The organism is Wolbachia endosymbiont of Onchocerca gibsoni, assembly GCF_029169405.1.
Lineage (GTDB): Bacteria > Pseudomonadota > Alphaproteobacteria > Rickettsiales > Anaplasmataceae > Wolbachia.
In genome coordinates this window covers 356,346-373,396 of record NZ_JABUMP010000001.1, presented here as the reverse complement: position 1 = coordinate 373,396, position 17,051 = coordinate 356,346, and the positions used below count along the sequence as shown (strand labels likewise).

Annotated in this window: 14 protein-coding genes; 10 read left to right on the top strand and 4 right to left on the bottom strand. The window is 31.8% G+C overall.

Annotated elements, in window-relative coordinates:
• Positions 1-35: 35 nt before the first annotated feature.
• From HSX44_RS01445 to HSX44_RS01430, 4 genes are all read right to left on the bottom strand, one after another.
• The gene (locus HSX44_RS01445) at positions 36-1,499 is read right to left on the bottom strand and encodes a leucyl aminopeptidase (protein WP_275601996.1); all 1,464 of its coding nucleotides are present in this window, start codon (positions 1,497-1,499) and stop codon (positions 36-38) included.
• Positions 1,500-1,558: 59 nt separating this feature from the next.
• Entirely contained in the window at positions 1,559-2,209 is a 651-nt protein-coding gene (locus HSX44_RS01440) for a protocatechuate 3,4-dioxygenase (RefSeq protein WP_275602405.1), read from the bottom strand.
• A 560-nt stretch (positions 2,210-2,769) separates the two neighbouring features.
• Complete coding sequence (locus HSX44_RS01435) at positions 2,770-2,898, bottom strand: ribosomal protein bL36 (protein WP_275601995.1); 129 nt, start codon at positions 2,896-2,898, stop codon at positions 2,770-2,772.
• Positions 2,899-2,960: 62 nt separating this feature from the next.
• Positions 2,961-3,794, bottom strand: coding sequence for a pyruvate, water dikinase regulatory protein (locus tag HSX44_RS01430; RefSeq protein WP_275601994.1), 834 nt, complete (start codon positions 3,792-3,794; stop codon positions 2,961-2,963).
• Between the two features lie 156 nt (positions 3,795-3,950).
• On the opposite strand from HSX44_RS01430, the gene ccmC reads away from it, so the two are divergent.
• The 10 genes from ccmC to ccmE all read left to right on the top strand — a co-directional run bounded on the left by ccmC (position 3,951) and on the right by ccmE (position 16,986).
• On the top strand, positions 3,951-4,673 hold the full coding sequence (gene ccmC, locus HSX44_RS01425; RefSeq protein WP_275601993.1) for a heme ABC transporter permease CcmC: 723 nt from the start codon (positions 3,951-3,953) through the stop codon (positions 4,671-4,673).
• A gap of 2,715 nt (positions 4,674-7,388) precedes the next feature.
• Complete coding sequence (locus HSX44_RS01420) at positions 7,389-9,254, top strand: WD0745 family porin (protein ID WP_275601992.1); 1,866 nt, start codon at positions 7,389-7,391, stop codon at positions 9,252-9,254.
• A gap of 850 nt (positions 9,255-10,104) precedes the next feature.
• The gene (locus HSX44_RS01415) at positions 10,105-10,692 is read left to right on the top strand and encodes an NADH-quinone oxidoreductase subunit J (RefSeq protein WP_275601991.1); all 588 of its coding nucleotides are present in this window, start codon (positions 10,105-10,107) and stop codon (positions 10,690-10,692) included.
• Positions 10,683-10,991, top strand: coding sequence for an NADH-quinone oxidoreductase subunit NuoK (gene nuoK, locus HSX44_RS01410; RefSeq protein ID WP_275601990.1), 309 nt, complete (start codon positions 10,683-10,685; stop codon positions 10,989-10,991). The genes HSX44_RS01415 and nuoK overlap by 10 nt, the downstream gene beginning before the upstream one ends.
• A 4-nt stretch (positions 10,992-10,995) precedes the next feature.
• Positions 10,996-12,852, top strand: coding sequence for an NADH-quinone oxidoreductase subunit L (gene nuoL / locus HSX44_RS01405; RefSeq protein WP_275601989.1), 1,857 nt, complete (start codon positions 10,996-10,998; stop codon positions 12,850-12,852).
• A 3-nt stretch (positions 12,853-12,855) separates the two neighbouring features.
• Complete coding sequence (locus tag HSX44_RS01400; protein WP_275601988.1) at positions 12,856-14,298, top strand: complex I subunit 4 family protein; 1,443 nt, start codon at positions 12,856-12,858, stop codon at positions 14,296-14,298.
• Entirely contained in the window at positions 14,295-15,689 is a 1,395-nt protein-coding gene (locus tag HSX44_RS01395) for an NADH-quinone oxidoreductase subunit N (RefSeq protein ID WP_275601987.1), read from the top strand. The genes HSX44_RS01400 and HSX44_RS01395 overlap by 4 nt, the downstream gene beginning before the upstream one ends.
• Before the next feature lies 1 nt (position 15,690).
• Positions 15,691-16,482 carry a biotin--[acetyl-CoA-carboxylase] ligase gene (locus HSX44_RS01390; RefSeq protein ID WP_275601986.1) on the top strand — a complete coding sequence of 264 codons (792 nt, stop codon included), beginning with the start codon at positions 15,691-15,693 and terminating at the stop codon, positions 16,480-16,482.
• Positions 16,479-16,616, top strand: a complete 138-nt coding sequence (locus HSX44_RS04025) for a CcmD-like small membrane protein (protein WP_014869142.1) — start codon at positions 16,479-16,481, stop codon at positions 16,614-16,616. The genes HSX44_RS01390 and HSX44_RS04025 overlap by 4 nt, the downstream gene beginning before the upstream one ends.
• Positions 16,600-16,986 carry a cytochrome c maturation protein CcmE gene (gene ccmE, locus HSX44_RS01385; RefSeq protein ID WP_014869141.1) on the top strand — a complete coding sequence of 129 codons (387 nt, stop codon included), beginning with the start codon at positions 16,600-16,602 and terminating at the stop codon, positions 16,984-16,986. Before HSX44_RS04025 ends, ccmE begins: the two co-directional genes overlap by 17 nt.
• Positions 16,987-17,051: the final 65 nt, after the last annotated feature.

Below are 17,051 nucleotides of genomic sequence, written 5' to 3'. Positions count from 1 at the left end.
AATTTAGCCTTCCTAAATTTCCAGTACCCAAGGTGTTAATTACTCATTTCGTAGTACTTCTCAACCAATCTATTGAGCAACCTTACACCAAAACCTACTGCCCCTCTTGGAGAAATGTCAGTGCCTTTTTCATGCCAAGCAGTTCCTGCAATGTCTAGATGTGCCCAGCAAGTTTCGTTCACAAAACGCTGTAAAAACTGCGCAGCTATTATGCTATCCCCACCAGAACCTGCAGGGGCTATGTTTTGCATATCAGCAATCGGTGAATCAATAATTTTATTATAAGTCTCGTTCATAGGAAAACGCCATAGTTTTTCATTTACTTCATTTCCTGCATTAATAAGATAACTTGCTAATTCATCATTATTAGAAAAAAGACCAGCATACTCGTTATTCCCAAGTGCGACTACTATAGCACCAGTTAAAGTTGCAATGTCAATCATGAACTTTGGCGAAAACCTGTCTTGCGTATACCATAAAGCATCTGCAAGCATGAGCCTTCCTTCTGCATCAGTATTTAACACTTCTATTGTCTGACCGGACATTGAGGTAACTACATCACTTGGTCTTTGAGCATTACCACCTATTGAATTCTCTGCAAGCGCAACTACACCAATTGCATTTACTTTTGCTTTTCGTCCTGCTAAAGCACACATTACCCCAACTACAGCAGCAGAACCTGCCATATCATATTTCATTGACTCCATACCGCGTGAAGATTTAAGTGATATTCCACCGGTATCAAACGTTATACCTTTACCCACGAAAGCTATCGGTTTTTGTTCTAAAGCTCCATTCCATTTTATCACTACTAATTTTGGCTCCTTACTACTTCCTTGTGCTACTCCAAGCAATGCTTTCATTTTTTTCTCTTCTATCTGCTTTTTACCAAGTACTTCAACCTCAAGGCCAAGCTTAGTAAGTTCGGCTTTTATACAGTCAGCATAAAACTCTGGATATAAAACGTTAGGTGGCTCAGTGATAAAAGAACGCGCAAGAAATATACCTTTACCTTCTTGTCTTAAACATTCAAACGCTTTTTCAGCACTGCTTAATTGCTCATTTTTTACTAACACTGTGATCTTTTCTACTTCTGTAATTTTTCCATCCTTTTTAGTTCTATACTTATCAAACTTAAAGCTACGTAAAAATGCACCGTATGCGATATTTGCTGCATTACCTTCAATTGAAATCACCGCTTGCTTAATTCTTAATTTGCTTAATTCACAATATATCTTGCCACCAATATTTAATTCTTTATTTTCGTCCCATTCACTCCTCTTACCAAGACCAATAATTATGATATTTTTCCCCTCTAATGAAGTAACGGAGAAAAATTCACCAAAGTCTCCATTGAAGTCACTAAATTGTTTTATACTGTCTATAATCCACTTTTCTTGCAAAACACTATAGTTACTATTCACAACTTCGTTACCTTCAAATAAACCTGTAACTATTGTTTTTAAATCAGGTGGAATTCTAGAAATTATTATCTTCATTATTTATAGCTTTATACAACCAGGATAATATTTACCAAAATGACTGAAAAATACAAGTCTTATCTCTTACCAGAAAACCTATTATATCCACCTAAAGTAATATTAAACGTGTAAGTTTTAATAGCTTGGTCATTATAAACAAATGATGCTATTAAAAGGTTCGCAAGTCCACTATCAATAAAATCACTAAGGACAGAATCAACATAATTATTGCAATAATAGTCAGCAAAAAACATTTGAGTTGTGAATTCTGGAAAATCTGGATGCTGAACCAAAAAGTTAACATGTGGAGCTCTATCGCCAGATTTACCAGGTGCTATCGTAATAAAACTATAATAGCCAAGGTTATTTACTATAAATTTTCCTGACTCAGCAAAATTCAGATCAAGTTTATCTTCCTCTATATCTTCATCATAATGACTCATGCCGTATGAATTTGCATGCCATATAGAAACCACAGCATTTTGTATTGGTAGGCAGTTTATATCAGTAACTCTACCCACTATATTTATTAATTCTCCTGTTGCACTAACTGGAGAACCAGGTTTCCTTCTCAAGTTATTTGAAAAATTAAAGTTTCTCGGCTGTGGGTCAAGATTATAAATTTCTGGCGTTTTAATACAATTAATCAGAATAGGATCAGCCGCAAACAATGACAATCCAAACATACTCTGTATTAAAAGCACCAATAAAATATCTTTCACTCTCACCTCATTTATAATGTTTTTATTTAGATTATAGCGGCTTTTTTCTTTCATTAAAGGTAGAACTTCTTTGCTACTTCGTATCACAAGCATAACCATTAAATCTTTAGAGCTCACATAACCTAAAGTATTTTTTACCTGTTCATCAAGTGAATCCAAACCCGAGCTCTTTTATATAAGCAAAACACTTCATTACTTAACTTTTCCTTTTTAAAAGAGATATTCTTAAGCAAAAGCTTATTGTATTTTTTTTAAAAGTCCATTAATACTAATAAGCTATGTTTACCTATAATTGTACTAATGCTGAAATATAGTGAAAAGAAGAAATAAGTAAAACTGTATCTAAACACAGCAACTTTTTCTTTTTTTTCTAGAGATAACTACCGTGCTTATTACATATAATAAACTAAAAAACGTGTAACAAAAGAAGATGAACAAAAAACTAAATACATCTGCTGCAATTTAGCCACTTTATTGCACAGTAGGCATTTACATTAGAACATATAGGGCTGTCACATTGTACTTGTGATTATTGTAAATTACCTCCTTGTTTCAAAGGAGCATATTTAAGAACCCTGACGAGCTTTGCATCTTGGCTTTACTTTATTTATAATGTAAACTTTACTACCTCTTCTCACAACTTTACAGTTTCTATCCCTGCTGCGATGAGATTTTAGTGAGCCTTTAACTTTCATATCTATAACAAGAACTAAAATAGCTTACCTTACATTGTGGATTCCTACAAGAAATTAGTCAATTAATAAATTCCTCGCATTTTATTAAAATGCTGTATGATTGTTGCTGATACTTCTTCAATTGACTTTTGTGTAACATCAATAATTAGCCAGTTATTTTGTTTGAAAAGTTCCTCTGCTTTTTTAATTTCCTTTTCTACTTTCTTGGGATCAGCATATATATTATTACCTTCGTTATTGATTGAAGTAAGTCTATTTTTACGTATTTCTACTAGCCTATTTACGTCTATTGTTAACCCTATTGTCAGTTTATTCTCTAATTTTGTTAAGTCGACATGAAAAGGCACCTCACTAACAAAAGGAATATTTGCAACCCTATAGCCTCGATAAGCTAAATATATGCTAGTAGGAGATTTTGATGTACGCGAAACTCCAACCAAAATTATATCTGCTTTATTGATGTCTTGAATATTTTGCCCATCATCATGGTTAATAGTGTAGTTTATTACTTCAATACGCTGAAAATACTCGTTATTTATCTCAGTATGCAAGTCAAGTTTCTCCTCTTTTTCAATTTCAAGATATGAGGAAATTTCTCTAATAATATGTGACAGTATTGCTCTATAAGGAATTGATAATTTTATACAATAATCTTTTAAATATTTTCTTAGTTTATCATCAGTAATAGTGCATATAACGAAATGGCATTCATCATTTTTCTTATTGACTCCTTTCAAAATTTTATCGATTTGTTCTTCTTTTTTCACAAAAGACCAAACATATTCAATAGTTTCTACAGAACGAAAGTGCTTTAAAGCTGATTTTGCAACTGATATAACAGTTTCACCACTTGAATCTGATACTAAATATAGATTAAGCTTCTTTTTAAGAGCCATGATTTATATAGGTATTATACTAAATAATAGTACAGATTTAAACAACTTGCTACTAAAATTGTGTTAATTTATTAGTTTACATAAATAGAGGAAAACTACTTGTTGATAAAGCTTAAACCAATTGATAAATTTTTAATATAATTATTATTGAAACAAGTGTTTTTATTAAAGCCTACAAATTTCTCTTATTTCTCTAAGAAAGCTCTACCTTGGCTTGAGATTATGTGTTTCACGTGTTTTTTAGTTGGAGCATTTTTAGCTTTAATCTTCTCTCCAGAGGATTATAAACAAGGAGAAATTGTGCGAATTATGTACCTTCATGTACCTTCTGCATGGCTTTCTCTTGGAATATATGGACTCGTTGCATTGCTAAGTTTTATCTCTTTAGTATGGAATAATAGCATTGCTAGTGTTTTAGCACATGCTGCTGCTCCCGCAGGAACAGTCTTTTCTGCAATATGTTTAATCACAGGGAGTATCTGGGGAAAAGGAACCTGGGGTACTTGGTGGGTATGGGACGCAAGGCTTACTTCAATGTTAATCTTATTTTTTCTATATATTGGGTACCTTTCACTATGGAGTGTTTTTGATAATGAAGAAAGAGCTGAAAAATCAGCAGCAGTATTTGCCATCTTTAGTACTATAAATATTCCTGTAGTAAAATTTTCTGTGAACTTGTGGGCTACTCTCCATCAGCCAACAAGCATTTTTAGAAGTGGTGGAATAGCAATAGAAGGTTCCTTACTATTGCCGTTAGTTGTGATGTCTATGTTTTATGCAACATTTTTTTTAGTCGTATGGATATTGTATACACACTATTTAATTAATTTGTATAAAATAAAGAGAAAAATTAATATGCAGTACCAGATAACTTTGTAACTATACAAAAGAATATGTTGGAGGAAGTTAAATCAAACAATTTTGATTGCTTAAGATACCTACCTAAAGCTATGGGTCTTAGTGTAAAATAGATCAGGATCTTATAGTAATTAACGTAGACTTACATTAACGTTTTTCACATTGTTTATATGGTGATTGTCACACAGAAAAAGCTTAAGAGTGTGTCATAAAAGAGTTTAAGAGTTGGCTTTCTGTATGGTGTGGTTAGCCAATCAATCAGGTCAAAAGCATTAAACAGAAAATTGCCTGAAGCATAGCCCCTCATTATTAAAAATAAAGAAGGAAACTTGCTATGATCGCTAAATGATGACTCATCTTATTATGGATAACTTAAAAAGTTGTGATATATAAGACATGCAGCTCTCTCTGTGCCAGGTGGATTTATTATATCGAGTTTATGAACCCTAGAAGATTTCATACGTTTGTTTAATTAAAGTGCTTTAAATAGAGGAACTAAAGGTAAAAATTGAACACTCTAATCCACAAATAATAGAGATATTGAATTCTTGCTTAAACAATTAATAAAAAGAGCTAATAAAAGTGCGTATAATCTTTCACTTTTTTTGTTCATAGTGATACCAAACAAATTATCACAGGCTGCAAGCGGTGTTGTTGCCTATNNCTCAACTTATACTGATCTGGTGCATTCCAGGTTATAGGAAAAAGTCTGGTAAAGGAAATTAATGAAAAAGTCCTATGATTAGGATTGAGAAATATACTGTAAAATAGTAACTTTTACAACCATAGATTTTTAGATAGAGAGATCTCTATGAAAAACTTTGATATGAATGTGATCTCAAACGTTCAGGTTATGTTGATGAAGCAGCATGCACATTTTTAGAGAGCATATTGTAATGCATAATAATATAGCACTTATAGTATTGGTAATGATATATAGATTTTCCATAGAGAACGGCAACCTAAACAAAATTTTTCCTCCAGTGCCCTAAATTCCACGAAAAAACTTATACCTATTCAACTTGGAACGGTAGATAGTGCAATTTTCTAACTTATGCTAAACATATACACAACAGAAGCAAACAATAAGCTTTACCTTCCTTCATAGGATACAAAAACTTAACTCTCCATGTCATCCTCTGAAGAGTTATTTTAATCATATATTTAAATGTTAATTATTTAGCCTCATCATAGCAGGTAACTTCTATGTAACTCAACTTCTACTTACCGTCTGAACAAGACTTTTAAGTTTATCTTCTGCTTGTCTAGTTTGAAAGAAATTTTTGTGCTTACCTTTTACTTTTTCAGAGAAATTTGATTAATCAAAAGCATATTCAACTAAATTAATAGCATGCATAATATTAAGCACTACCCAAAGCCGGACAGTTAATTTTACCTAGCATTCTCAGAGGTTAGTAAATAGAGAAACGGCACACTATTTATTTGATTAAAAATCACCTTCGTGCATTATCTTAATAGTTCTATAATGGCCATTATTTATCTTATAAGTAAAATATTATTCTAATTTTAGGTTAATTTCTTAATTACACACTTTACATAAGCGTGATCAAGTGAACCAAGCATTTACTCTACTAGCACTGGATCTTGTCTGTGTTGAGTTACCACCTAATAGTTCGTTCTTGAAAAGAACGTCATTATGAAATTCACTAGTAGTAAAGTCGAAAACCATCAAATCTACAAAAATTGCAACATAAGCATCTTTTTAGCATCTTCGGTTTCATTGAGATATAAAACAGCTATTTTAGCAACACTCTTCCTATAAGATTCATTTTAAAATCTTTAATTTTTGACCCTTATTCTTCAGCTTAAGATTTAAAGATATTATGAAGAAATTAGACCGGAAATCTATAAGTGAGTTATAGAAATTACAATGAATTCTTCTGTAATCGGATGAAAGTCCTGAATAGCAAAAATGCACCTATATCGATATTATATAATTAAAACTTTTCATAATAGAATAAGCTATGGCTATTATGTTCCTATCTTTCACAAAAACAAAATTAGCACACTTTTCACCACTATAATAAAATGAATAATACTATTATGATCCCTCTTCAATAAACTTGGCTCTAATTTTGTATCCTATGCTAGAAGATATCGGATTGTTATTACAATAAATAATCCAGACAAGTAAAGGATGACTTGATTTAAGTTATAAGTATTTATAAATATATAACCTTCAATAATCTCAAATTCATTACCATATTTTTCATCTTGCATTTACCGGTATCTAATGAGATGGAGCTTGATTGTTGAGTATTATCTGATTTTGGAGCTTGCATAACTTATACTGGTGTTTGCAATATTAAACTAATTTCATAAAAAGCTTAAAACCTATATAAAATATCTGGATTTATCTAAGTAACTTTACCTACTGACTATGAACCTATGTTATTATCAATAATTATTTTAATATTTTAATACTTATTAAAGTACTTTATAAGAGTTTTTCATTCTTAATCTATTATTCTATCATGAAAAGTCTCACTTTACAAGGTAGACAGCTAGATTATAATACAGATAACAAGCAAAGAATATTTAACCTTCACATTGAATTTTGATTAACACTACGTTAGCATATTAAAAAAAGTTGCTCTTAAGATGTTGCATTTTACTTTTGTTTCAGCTATAAGGTTGCTTTGAGTTGAATTTTCAACACTTTTATACTATTTTACATTTAGAATAATGATTTTGAAATTTTTTGGGGGCACTTTCATGAAAAAATCTACCTACACTAAAACTGCTCTAGCTTCTTTATTAGCTTTATATTCTTTCAGCAGTTTTGCTGCTGACTTTTCTAATGAAAATATGAAGGAAGTAAAAAAGCAAGAGGGCACAACAACTTCTGCAAGAATGGAGGTTATGAAAACATTAAATAAAAAACTAAAAGAGAAAATGGACCGGATATGTAATTCTGATCCAAGAAAAGAAGCTGAAGAACTTAAGAAGAGAGATGAACTGAAGCTAGCAGCTAAAAAAAAGAAAGAGAAGGAAAAGCTAGTAAATGAGAAAAAAGCAAAGGTTATAAATGTTGAGAATTCCAATTTAGAAAGCTCTAAAACTAAGAAGACTAAAACCGAAGCAAAAGTCACAAAAGATAATATAAAAGTTATTAATCAACATACAGGAGAAAAAGGTAATGCAAATCCTGTCGTCTCAATCGGTGACGTTGATATTGTCAATACCAACCGAGGGAAAAGTGGTTTAAAAATAACTTTCGGTGGTGCTGTTGATGCCCAAGGTTATGGCAAAACAGGACCAAGTGGTGAAGATTATAAGTGTTATAACAATATGACAAGTTGCTATACTAATCCTAATAATCAGACAACAGGGTTGCATCCAATATTTGGGCAGACAGAAAATATCGGTGATTATAGCAATGATACAGGTATGATTACAGATGCAATGTTGCACTTAAAAGCAGAAAATAAAAATGAGGATTTAGGACTTCTTTATGGTGCTGATGTGCAACTCCAAGTTCCACTTACTGAAGGAAAAGGAGCTTCACAAGGTATTAATGTGGTAAGAGGTAGAAGTGCACACTTATTTTTGAATTCAAAATATGGTGACTTGAAACTTGGTTATCAGTTTGGTCCTGAAGCTTTGATGAGGCTTGACGCAACGAGAATTGCAACCGTTGACGGAGCTGCAGATAGTAATTGGTTTAGAAAAGTAAACTTAGAAGGGATTAACAAAAATTTTCCATTTTATGTGACACCACGTCTTCACACTGAAAGTTTTTCAAGTGGAAGTGAAACTTTCTCTTTCTACATGGCAGGAAAATACCATAAAGATGTTATGACTACACTGCCGTTTAGAGTTGCTTATTACTCGCCAAGTTATATGGGTGCAAAACTCGGCATTGGCTACTCACCTCGCTATGATAGTAGTTTATTTGTTATAGAGAATAAGAAACATATCGGTCCAAATTATGAGCATATAGTAAGTGCTGGTGTATCGTATGAATATGATTTCAATAAATATAATGTAAAAATTAAAACTTCTATGACTGGTGAATATGGGCTACCGAAACAACTAAATGAAAATCAACTCTTTTATAATGAATATGTAGAATACAATAACCTGATAGGCGTTAATTTAGGTGTAAGTGCTGACTATAAAATTAATGAGGATAAAAATATAAAATTTGCTACATCTTTTGCATATTTAGGCAAATCTGACCAACCAAAGAATATTAAAAAACTAATTAATGGTAACTACCAGAAAATTGAGATTGAAAGTGCTATTGGTGACAATAGAGAAAAAATGGAAGAGTCAGAGACTAAATTTGAAAGAAATGATAAAAGCACCATGTATTGGACTACGGGTACTGGTTATCAGTATGAGAACTTCTACACAAGCTTGACTTACTTTGGTAGTAAAGCAGGTGATGGAAATAAGCTTCATGATATTGCACTTGGCGTTCAATATGATCTCTCCTCCACTTGCAGTAAAAGTAAGTTTGTCCCTTATGCAGTCCTTCATTATTTTATGACTGATGACAAAGGATACAAAGAGAAGCTTACCGCTGCGTCTAATCAGGGAATGCTTTTCCTTACTGGTATAAGGTTTTCATTCTAATTGGCGAAAATACACACCATATTTTAGATATGGTGTGTATTTTGAATGTTCATTATAGCGCTATCAAGCNNTCATTAAAAAAAAAATTTCAGCATATCGAGTAGTAGCTTAAGGTATGGATAATAATATTATGGTAAGGAATTTGAAAAAATAACACAATTTTTTTTAATATTTCAAAGTTGTTCTGTATTACAAAAAACCAAACATTAGGTTAAAGCTAGTTAAATTACTGAAGGTATCCAAAAGGTTATTTGCTCACAAGTAAACTGATTTGATTTAGCAAGCATAAAAAACAGCTGATCTTATGTTATACTAGTAGCTAAATTTTCTTATGTTATGCCGTTATGGCATTAATAAATAGCTAAGCAAAAGCTGTTAGTACTACTCTAGTTATTAATATTTAAAAAATTTATTAAATAGAAAAAATAGGAAGAAACTTAGAGCGTTTTTTTAGCCTTTAATATTACAATTCAACTGTATTTGAATGCAACTGACCTTTAGCCCCTAACCCTAATATTAAAAGAAACTTACTAAGCAAAGAAAATCAACAAGCTAATCATCTTATTCTCTATTTAAAATTTAGCGTTAGATAATGTCTTGAGCACTTTATAAATAAGTATACTTTAGCTTATATAGATAAAAGCTCAAAACCTAAAAGAACTTATAAAAACATAAAAGCACATATAGTATAAAAAACTAAACAGTTATACATTAAATATAAACTTTTTACCATTTTAATCTGCCAAAATTGAAAAGTTAAACGAAATAACTTTATGCCATGTGAAAAGTTTATTGACTTCATAATAATAGTTACTTTAAATTAGTAACTATTATTGCAATTAAAGTATCAATGGCTTTTTTCTTTTATCTTTTTGCAATCCTCAGCATTCTATCTGCTATTTATGTGATCAGTGTAAAGAATCCTGTTCATGCAGTGTTATTTTTAATCTTCACCTTTGTTAACTCTACAGTTCTTTTTATTCTTCTTGGAGCTGAGTTTATTGCTATGATACTACTAATAGTATATATAGGCGCAGTTGCAGTGTTATTTCTCTTTGTAGTTATGATGCTCGATATTGACTATATAAAACTGCGTCAGGGTTTCACGAAACACTTAGTCCTTAGTACCATATTATCTGTTGTATTTTTTCTGGTTATCAGTTTTATAATTCTCAACTCAGCGTTAAATATAAACAATGGTATAAACTATAGCATGAATAATGTGAAAGCTATCGGTGATTTGCTGTATACTGATTACATGTACGCCTTTCATCTTTCTGGCATTCTGCTACTCGCCGCAATTGTAGGCACAATTGCTCTTGCCTCGCAAGATAAGAAAAAAGGAATTAAAAGACAAAATGTGTTGAAACAATTAACACAGTCCTCATCTGTAAGATTAGTTAAGGCTAAATTTGGAAAAGGAGTGAAATGGAAATAGGATTAAATCATTTCTTGGTAGTTGCTGCTGTTTTATTCACTATTGGAGTGTGTGGTATTTTTATCAACCGCAAGAGCATAATCAACATATTATTATCAATAGAAATATTATTACTAGCAATTAACATCAATCTAGTTGCTTTTTCTGCTTTTATGAATAACATAATAGGGCAAATTTTTGTCATGTTTGTATTAACTGTTGCAGCAGCTGAGTCAGGAATAGGACTTGCAATATTAGTTGTATACTATAGAAATCACGGCAACATAGATGTTGAGCAGGTAAACTTAATGAAGGAATAAAAATATGACGAATATATTAAAATTAATAGTGTTTTTGCCACTTTTTGCTTCATTGTTTGCAGCCCTTTTTAAGAAGGATACTTTTAGCCAGTCAATTACAACTGTAGGAGTTGGAATGTCTGCAGTTTTATCTTGGTATGTTTTTCTTGCTTTCTCTGAAAATTACCACTTAAGTTTATTTCCTCTACTTTCATTAAGTGAATTAAAAGTGAATTGGGCAATTAATATGGACGCTCTTTCATCTTTAATGCTGGTTGTTGTTACCACTGTTTCTCTAGTAGTTCACCTCTACTCTATCGGTTATATGAAACACGATAAAGGAAAATCAAGGTTTTTCTCTTATTTGTCGTTATTTACATTTTGTATGATTATGTTAGTTGTAAGTGACAATTTCGTACAGCTTTTCTTTGGTTGGGAAGGGGTTGGTTTATGCTCTTATTTGCTTATAGGGTTTTGGTTTCAAAAATATTCTGCGAATAATGCGGCACTCAAAGCATTTGTTACAAATAGAGTAGGAGACTTTGTACTATTAATTGGAGTTTTTCTAATTTATTACACATTTCATTCTTTGAGATTCACTGAAATTTTTGATACAGCTAATCTTCTTGGTACAAGGAACATTAGGGCATTCTGCTGTGAACTAAAAATAATTGATGTAATATGTGTACTGCTTTTTATTGGCTGTATGGGAAAATCTGCTCAGCTCGGCCTACATGTTTGGTTACCAGATGCAATGGAAGGGCCAACTCCTGTTTCTGCGCTTATTCATGCGGCAACAATGGTAACAGCAGGTGTATTCTTAGTAGCAAAATGTTCTCCACTGTTTGAACTATCAAAAGTAGCAAGAGAACTAATAGTTATTGTTGGTGAACTTACTGCTTTTTTTGCAGCTACCGTTGCAATTACTCAGAATAATATAAAGAAAGTAATTGCTTATTCAACCTGTAGCCAACTTGGTTATATGTTCATAGCGTGTGGCCTTTCTGCTTACAATATTGCTGTTTTTCATTTGATGACACACGCTTTTTTAAAAGCTTTGCTATTCCTTAGCGCAGGTAATGCGATTTACGCAATGCATCATGAACAGAACATTCAAAAGATGAAAAATTGCTGGAAGAAAATTCCCTATACCTACGCTTCTATGTGGATTGGCTCTCTTGCACTTTCTGGAATATTTCCATTTGCAGGTTTTTATTCAAAGGATTTGATAATTAAGCATGCTTATGATACAGACAGCTTTGCTTTTATAATAAGTTTAGTTGTTGCATTCCTTACAGCGCTTTACTCTTGGAGAGTATTACTTCTGGTATTTCATAGCCGCAAGCAAAGTAAAATTGATATACATGAAGCACCAGTAGTTATGCTTATACCGTTATCAATACTTACTTTTGGGTCGGCGTTTTCTGGAATATGGGGAGTAAATATTTTAAACATAACTAATAATGTATTTTGGAGGTCAAGCTTAGTGGTTGCTGATGAGCATGAAGTTCATGATTTCTTTATAAAACTACTACCAATTTTAATAAGCCTGAGTGGGATAGCATTTGCGTACTTGACCTATTATTATCAAACGATTAAACAAATTAAAAGTGAATTTTTACTTAAATTCCTGCAGAATAAATGGTACTTTGATGAGATATATGAACTTTTTATAGTTGTACCAACGAGGCTTATATCTGAACTTTTATACAAATTTGATGTCAAGACCATTGATTCACTCGGACCAAGCGGTGTTGTAAAATTAGTTAATGAATGTTCAAAGAATTCTATAAAATTACAAACTGGCTACATATTTGATTATGCATTTATTATGTTCATTGCTTTAATAATCAGTGCTTTGTATATTATTGGAATTAAATAGAAAGTGTTATTACTTAGTATATTCTTACTTCCACTAATGGGAGCATTAATTTTATCTTTAATAAAGATTAGTCATAAATCTATATACCTAAGGTTCCTTGCCTTATTTTTTGTTGCTCTTCCATTTTTGCTTAGCATTGTGGCTTGTATAAAATACAATTATACCAATGCTGGTTTTCAGTTTATTAGCTATCCGATTAGAAATGTTGGAATAGGGGTAGATGGTATATCGTTATTTTTCCTTCTACTCACAACTTTCTTGTTTGGTATCTGTATACTCTACAATTGTAAAATAAGTTATAAAACTCTAAAGCCATATATGGCATTGTTTTTACTGCTTGAAAGTTTTATAATCGGTTTTTTTATTTCACTAAATGCTATAAGTTTTTATGTATTCTTTGAGGCTGTTTTAGTACCAATGTTCTTTATTATTGGCATTTGGGGAGGGAAATACAGAATATATGCAACGTTTAAATTGTTCCTCTATACACTTACCGGTTCATTATTGTTTCTGCTTGGGTTAGTATATATTTATAGCGTTTTTGAAACGTACGACATACAGAAACTGATCACGTTAATGCCAAGCCTTGATTTTAGAGTGCAATCATTGTTATGGATCGCATTTTTTATTTCTTTTGCAATAAAAGTACCAATGTTCCCATTTCATACTTGGCTTCCTGACGCGCATGTACAATCNCCAACTTCTGGATCTGTGGTTTTAGCTGGTTTGCTTATTAAAATGGGAGGATACGGATTTTTAAGATTCTCTATTCCAATGCTTCCCCAGGCAAGTTCATATTTTTCAAATTTCGTTGTTATACTCAGCATTATTACAGGAATCTATACTTCACTAGTTGCGTTTGCTCAAGACGATATAAAAAAGTTAATAGCTTATTCTTCGATAGCGCATATGGGAATTGTTACTGCTGGTCTCTTTTCATTTTGCGAAGAGGGTATACTTGGTGCTATATTCCAGATGGTTAGCCATGGTCTTATTTCTGCTGCTTTATTTTTATGCGTAGGAATGCTACATACTAGAACTGGAACCCTAAAAATTGCAAAGTATTTTGGCATAGTAAACACAATGCCAAAATTTGGCTTTATGTTCATTTTATTTTCAATGGCTTCAATAGGACTACCTGGAACGTCTGGATTTATAGGTGAGTTTTTGGTTATGATTGGAATGTTTAAAAAAATAAAGTTTTTTACAGGACTTATTGCACTTAGCACTATTTTAAGCGCAGTTTATATGTTGAATTTATGCAAACGGATAATATGGGGAAGTAGCTGTTCCAAATTGTCAAATAACCATCTAGATAACATAGAATTTTCTATTCTAATTTTACTTGCAGTATTTATTGTTTTGCTCGGATTTTACCCAACCTTTGCACTAAATTATTTGAAGCCATGTATGGCAAGTTTATTAATCAAATATAATACTCCATGAATTACATACAGGTATTACCAGAAACTTTTTCTATTATCTCCTCACTGGTGTTGCTGCTACTTGGAATTATGTCTAGCCGCCGCATTATTAACTTACTAGGACTTAGTTGTACAGTGGCAACTTTAATAATTTTAATTCTTTCAATAGAAAACAGTGAAGTTTTTTCATTTAATTCATTATTAAAACTTAATTTATATATCAGATCAGCCCAAGGGTTAATCCTTATTATAGGAATTTTAGTACTTTTGCTACTGGATTTATCAAAATACAACTACAAGTATGAGTTTTCAGTACTGATTCTTTTTGCTCTATTCAGCATGATAACTTTAGTTTCAACAAATAGTTTAATTTCTTTTTATTTAGCTTTTGAGCTGATGAGTATATCTCTATATGTTCTTACAAGCTTTAATAAAAATTCAGCATATTCATCTGAAGCAGGAGCAAAATATTTTACACTTAGTGCACTATCTTCTTGTATTATGCTATATGGAATGTCGCTACTTTATGGATATACAGGAAAAATCGATTTTTTTCAATTAAGTTTATTTGTACAAAACCATCAGGTAACTTACGGAATAGTTTTTGGGTTAGTTTTTATCCTCATTGGTTTGTGTTTCAAACTTGCCATTGTTCCTTTTCATATGTGGGCTCCAGATGTATATCAAGGCGCACCCACCATAGTAACTATGTTTTTTTCTACCGCTCCAAAGGCTGCACTTATAACATTTTTAATTCGATTAACGAATGAAGAGTTGGCAAATGTAAAAAATTATGTTCAACCTATTCTCTTATGCTTTTCAACATTGTCTGTGCTTATCTCCACTTTCGGGGCTTTGCGCCAAAAAAACCTAAAAAGGCTGCTTGCTTACAGTTCAATTGGTCATGTTGGTTTCATGATTGTTTCACTTTCTACCTTTACACGGACAGGAATAGATAGTTCCTTGATGTATTTAATGATATACATCATTACAAGTATAGGGTTATTCTCATGTTTTATACAAATTGACGATGACAATTGCAATGTTGCTAATTTAGCTGGTGTTGGAAAAAAACACCCAATTTTGGCTTTTCATCTTTCTGTACTATTACTTTCAATGGCGGGAATACCACCACTTGCAGGTTTTTTAGCTAAACTTTTTATATTTAGAAGTCTAATAAGCTCAGGTTTTATCAGTTTGTCTTTGATCCTCGTAGTAGCAAGTATTATATCATGTTACTATTACTTAAGTATTATAAAAGCTATGTATTTTGATAAAGCTAGTAACATTAAGATTACTTATCCTAAGGGTCTATTAATCATCACTTCAGCGTCTTCCTTGATCAATATTGTTCTTTTTATGTACATAGAAAATTTATACTCGTTAATTCATTTAGTAACTAAAGGATTATGAAGTGTTCCCTAAAACATTTGAAGGTTTTCATATTTATCATTATAAAGAAGTCTCTAGTACCAATGGAAAAGCATTGGACTTAATTGATAAAGGAATATCAAACGAAGCCGTTATTATTGCCGATAAGCAAACAGATGGTAGAGGACGCACTGGAAAAAGCTGGATTTCTCCAAAGGGCAATTTTTATGTAAGTTTAATCATAGACTCTTTATATGATCACACTAGTATCATTCCAATAATGAATTACAACATTACATGTTGGAATAACAGAGAAAGCTTAAGTAAATTGACAGAATTAACTTTTGTTACTGCTCTTGCTGTTGGCAACACGTTATCGTCATCTATAGATGACGGTAACATTCAATATAAATGGCCAAATGACATTCTGGTAGATGGTAGGAAAATAAGCGGGATATTGCTTGAAAAAAAATCCAATTCATATTGGCTAGTTATAGGAATTGGAATTAACATTAATCATGCACCGTTTTCATGGACAACATGCATTAGCAGTTACGGTGAGTCTTCATCTAACATAGATCTATTAAAAGAATTGATAATAAATTTTAATGAGTTAAGAAAACAGTGGATATTTGACGGGTTTTGTGTTATAAGAAACATGTGGTTAAAAAAAGCATTCAAAATGAACAAGCAAATCAGCGTAAAATTAGCTGGCAAGTTGTATGAGGGAACTTTTATTGATATAGATAAAAACGGTAAGTTGGCACTACAACAAAAAGATGGAGGTTTACTTTATTTCGACGCAGGTAAATTGTTTATTGGTAATACACTATGAATACGTATGTAATTTTTGCTTACCTCATTAGTTTTGTATTAATTGCTGGGGAGTTAATTTTTACTATTTCTTGCTATATTAAGAGTAAAGAAACTTTGGAGGGCCTTAAAAACAATAATGAAGAGAAAACATAAGCGATTACTTATAGCTTCAGGAATCTCCTTCTTTTTAAACTGCGTAGTTTTTCTTATCTTAATAGCACTCAAAGAAAATATCTCATTTTTTTATACAGTAAGTGAAGCGATAGTTTTACCAAACAATCAAAAGTTAATTCGTATCGGTGGAATGGTTGTTGAGAATAGTGTAATACACAACGAGAATGAAGTAATCTTCCAGGTGACAGATTTTAATAAAAGCGTTTTAATAAAATATCAAGGGGTACTTCCACCAATGTTTTCAGAAAAAAGTGGTGTTGTTGTGCAAGGTAAAATGTTCGACAATGGAACCTTTTTAGCAGATACAGTATTTGCAAAGCACGATGAGAATTATATGCCTCGGAAGTAAGTAATAAAAATAAAGGGCTTTCATTTTGTACATACATAGCAAATAAGTTTCTTTATATATTCACT

Bases quoted from the DNA above. Each gene is read 5' to 3' on its own strand.
- HSX44_RS01420 (WP_275601992.1), top strand. From the start codon at position 7,389: ATGAAAAAATCTACCTACACTAAAACTGCTCTAGCTTCTTTATTAGCT.
- nuoK (WP_275601990.1), top strand. From the start codon at position 10,683: ATGGAAATAGGATTAAATCATTTCTTGGTAGTTGCTGCTGTTTTATTC.
- nuoL (WP_275601989.1), top strand. From the start codon at position 10,996: ATGACGAATATATTAAAATTAATAGTGTTTTTGCCACTTTTTGCTTCA.
- HSX44_RS01435 (WP_275601995.1), bottom strand. From the start codon at position 2,898: ATGAAAGTTAAAGGCTCACTAAAATCTCATCGCAGCAGGGATAGAAAC.
- HSX44_RS01395 (WP_275601987.1), top strand. From the start codon at position 14,295: ATGAATTACATACAGGTATTACCAGAAACTTTTTCTATTATCTCCTCA.
- HSX44_RS01430 (WP_275601994.1), bottom strand. From the start codon at position 3,794: ATGGCTCTTAAAAAGAAGCTTAATCTATATTTAGTATCAGATTCAAGT.
- HSX44_RS01445 (WP_275601996.1), bottom strand. From the start codon at position 1,499: ATGAAGATAATAATTTCTAGAATTCCACCTGATTTAAAAACAATAGTT.
- ccmE (WP_014869141.1), top strand. From the start codon at position 16,600: ATGAAGAGAAAACATAAGCGATTACTTATAGCTTCAGGAATCTCCTTC.
- HSX44_RS04025 (WP_014869142.1), top strand. From the start codon at position 16,479: ATGAATACGTATGTAATTTTTGCTTACCTCATTAGTTTTGTATTAATT.
- HSX44_RS01415 (WP_275601991.1), top strand. From the start codon at position 10,105: ATGGCTTTTTTCTTTTATCTTTTTGCAATCCTCAGCATTCTATCTGCT.